This is a genomic window from Trueperaceae bacterium, assembly GCA_036381035.1.
Classification (GTDB): Bacteria; Deinococcota; Deinococci; order Deinococcales; family Trueperaceae; genus DASRWD01.
Genome location: DASVDQ010000039.1, coordinates 1 through 3,333 on the forward strand (window position 1 = coordinate 1; position 3,333 = coordinate 3,333).

Here is a 3,333-nt window from a genome sequence, read left to right on the forward strand (position 1 = left end):
GCTGCCGTCCAGGTTGACGCTCTTGGCGGGGTGGAGCGTCCTGAACCACTCGGCCGCCAGGTAGTTGAACGGCAGGCTGATCACGACGATCAGCATGATCACGGCCGAGACCCGTCCCCGGCGCGTGGGCTCGTCGATGAGCGCGCGCACGATGAAGTAGCCGGCGATCAGCGCGACCATGATGGCCGTGAGCGTGAGCTTGGCGTCCCACGTCCAGAACGTGTTGAGCGTCGGCTTGCTGTAGATCATGCCCCCGGTGATGGTCAGTGCCGAGTAGACGAGCGCCGCCTCGGCGTTCGCGACGGCGCGCACGTCGTCGCGCTCGCGCCCGCGCCACAGGTAGAGCACCGACCAGAAGCCGGCGACGGCGACGGCGAGGAAGCAGATCCACGCCACCGACACGTGCGCGTACATGATGCGGATCAGCTCGCCCTGCTGCTGGTCGGGCGGGCTGACGACGAGCGCGAGGTAAGCGCCCACCGCCAGGCCCACGAGGCAGGCGAGGCCGAGCAGCGTGAGCCAGAGGGGGCGCGCGCGCGGCCGCTGCAGGCTCGTGACCGGATCTTCCATGTTCGACTCCCATGCGCGGCGGTCGGGCACAGCCTTCGCCGCTCGCCAGTGAGTGTAAGGCCGCGGGCCGGCGCGACCGGTGTCGAGGCCGCCGTAAGGAGCGCCCGGGTCGCTCCCCGCGCGAGCGCCCGTCACTCGTCCACCACGAAGTGGAAGAGGGAGGCGCAGGCCACGAAGTAGACGAGGTCGAAGCCGAGGAGCAGCAGCAGCCAGTCGCCTACCGGGCCCGCGGCGCCGCCCATGAGCGACTCCGTGGCGCGCACGGCGGCGAGGACGATGGGCACTACGACCGGGAACATCAGCACGGGGAGCAGCGCCTCGCGCGCCTGCAGGTTCGCGGTGAGGGCGGCGTAGAAGGTCGCGACGGTGGCGAAGCCGAAGGACCCGAGCACCACGGTGAGGGCCAGCAGCGCCGCGGCGCCCGCCCCCGGCACCGACGCGCCGTAGAGGGTGGTGGCGACGGGCGCGAGCAGCAGGCCGAGGGCGCCGAGGTAGGCCCAGGTGGCGAGCATCTTGCCGAGGTAGACGGCGGCGCGGGAGACCGGGTAGGTGAGGAGGTGGTCGAGGGCGCCGTCCTCGAGGTCGGCCTGGAAGCTCTGCGCCGCGGCCGTGACGCCCGCGAACACCAGCGCGACCCACAGCACGCCCGGCGCCGAGCGCGCCAGCACGCCCTCCTCGCGCCCGAGCGCGAACGCGATCATCAGCAGCGTCGTGCTCGTGAAGAAGACGGTGGCCACGGTCGCCGCCCGGCTGCGCAGCTCGTGCAGCAGGTCCTTGCGGGCGACGGCCAGCACGGCGCCGACGTCGTTCACCTGGCCACCCCCTGGCCGCTGACGGCCGGGCTCCCCACCAGGCGCAGGCGCCCGCCGGCGAGCTCCACGACGGCGTCGGGAGCCAGGTCGTTCCTGTCCTGCTCGTGCGAGGCGAGCAGCACGGTGCGCCCGCGCCCCTTGGCCTCGGCGAGGCAGACGTCCACGAGCCGCTTGCCCTCCTCGTCGAGAGCGGCGTAGGGCTCGTCGAGGAGCCACAGGTCGGGGTCGACGAGGAGCTGACGCGCCAGGCCGAGGCGCTTCTTCATGCCGCTCGAGTAGAAGCGGACCTGCTTGTCGGCCGCCGCGCCCAGGCCCACGCGCTCGAGCGCGCCCGCGACGGCGCCGTCGGCGCGCGGCCTGCCGGCCAGCGCCAGCGCCAGGCGCAGGTTCTCGCGACCCGTGAGCACGGGGTAGCTGCCGCCCGCCGCGCCGAGCAGGGCCACGCGCGCCCGGGCGGCGTCGGCCTCCCGCACGAGGTCGTGCCCGAAGAGCCGCCCGGCGCCGGCGTGCGGCCGCAGGCGCGTGGCCAGGAGCCGCAGGAGCGTCGTCTTGCCCGAGCCGTTGCTGCCGCGCAGCACGACGAGGCGTCCCGGCGCGACGTCGAGGTCGATGCCGCGCAGCACCGTGTCGCGGCCCATGCGCCTGACGACGCCCCGCAGGCTTATCGCCAGCGCGCTCCCTGCGCCCGCCGCCTCCGGGGCGGTGCCCGGCGCCGCCGAGGTCATAGGCGCGAGATCAGCCAGTCGGGCGTGATCTTGATGAGGTAGGCGTTGAGGGCGGTGTAGGTGCCGGTGACCATGAGCACGCCGGCGACGAGCAGGATGCCGCCGGCGACGCGCTCGACCCACGGCAGGTAGCGCCTGAAGCCCCTCGAGAACTCGAGGAACGGCCCTATGAGCAGGGCGGCCAGCAGGAACGGCACGGCGAGGCCGAGGGAGTAGACGGCCAGCAGGCCCACGCCCTGGCCGAGCGTGCCGCTGGCGCCCGCCAGCGTGAGGATGCCGCCGAGGATGGGGCCGATGCAGGGCGTCCAGCCGGCGGCGAAGGCCATGCCGAGGAGCAGGGCGCCGACCGGGGTGTTGGCCTCGCCTTGGTAGCGGGGCCGCGCGTCGCGGTAGAGGAAGGGCAGCCTGATCACGCCCAGCATCACCAGGCCGAACGCGATGACGAGGGCCCCGCCCACGACGGTGAGGACGTCCTTCTGGGCGCGCAGCAGCGCGCCGAGGAAGCTGGCCGAGGCGCCGAGCGCGACGAACACCAGCCCGAAGCCGAGCACGAAGAACAGCCCGTTGCGCACGACGACGCGGCGCCGCGCCTGCGCGCTGCCGCCGACGTACGCCAGGTAGCTGGGCACGAGCGGCAGGACGCAGGGCGAGAGGAACGACAGGACGCCGGCCGCGAAGGCCAGGGGCAGCGTGGGGGTCACGCGGCCGCCTCGCGCGTGGCCGTGGCGGTCGAGCGCGCCATCACCCGCCGATGATACCGGCGTGAAGGGCACCGGCTGAGGGACGAAGGTACCTGACGGGTGAGGGCGTTACTATGTGCCCCTACCGCAACCCGCCCGGCGCCCCTCGGGGGCGCGGTGGCCCCTGGGAGGAAGCGCATGTCCTTCGGCAACTTCCGCAAGCTCGCGGCAGCCGCCCTCGCGGCCGGCCTGCTGATCGGCAGCACCGCCGGCGCCCAGCAGGAGGTGACGCCCCTCGACCCGCCCGAGCCCGTGCGGGTGGCCGTGGTACCGATCCTCAAGTTCGCCGCGCTGTACGTGGCCGCCGAGCGCGGGCTCTTCGAGAAGTACGGTCTGGACGTGCAGATCGACATCGTCGCGTCCGGCACCGAGGCCATAGCCTTCCTCGAGCAGGGGCAGATCGACGTGGGCGGCATCGCCATCGTCACGTCCCTGTGGAACGGCTGGAACCAGGGCATCGACATCAGGGTGTTCGCCCCGGGGGGT

General features: G+C 73.4%; 5 protein-coding genes. 1 reads left to right on the plus strand and 4 read right to left on the minus strand.

Translation table 11 applies throughout. The features are described from left to right. From ccsA to VF202_05810, 4 genes are all read right to left on the minus strand, one after another. Nucleotides 1-570 (minus strand): cytochrome c biogenesis protein CcsA (gene ccsA, locus VF202_05795; GenBank protein ID HEX7039604.1); only part of this gene is annotated, 570 nt, incomplete at its 3' end. A 131-nt stretch (nucleotides 571-701) separates the two neighbouring features. Beyond that, nucleotides 702-1,382: a heme exporter protein CcmB gene (locus VF202_05800; protein ID HEX7039605.1), complete on the minus strand. Its 681-nt coding sequence runs from the start codon at nucleotides 1,380-1,382 to the stop codon at nucleotides 702-704. Then, nucleotides 1,379-2,107, minus strand: a complete 729-nt coding sequence (gene ccmA / locus VF202_05805) for a heme ABC exporter ATP-binding protein CcmA (protein HEX7039606.1) — start codon at nucleotides 2,105-2,107, stop codon at nucleotides 1,379-1,381. Before ccmA ends, VF202_05800 begins: the two co-directional genes overlap by 4 nt. Beyond that, complete coding sequence (locus VF202_05810; GenBank protein HEX7039607.1) at nucleotides 2,104-2,808, minus strand: cytochrome c biogenesis protein CcdA; 705 nt, start codon at nucleotides 2,806-2,808, stop codon at nucleotides 2,104-2,106. The genes ccmA and VF202_05810 overlap by 4 nt, the downstream gene beginning before the upstream one ends. Before the next feature lie 177 nt (nucleotides 2,809-2,985). On the opposite strand from VF202_05810, the gene VF202_05815 reads away from it, so the two are divergent. Beyond that, on the plus strand, nucleotides 2,986-3,333 hold a 348-nt coding region (locus VF202_05815), incomplete at its 3' end, for an ABC transporter substrate-binding protein (GenBank protein HEX7039608.1).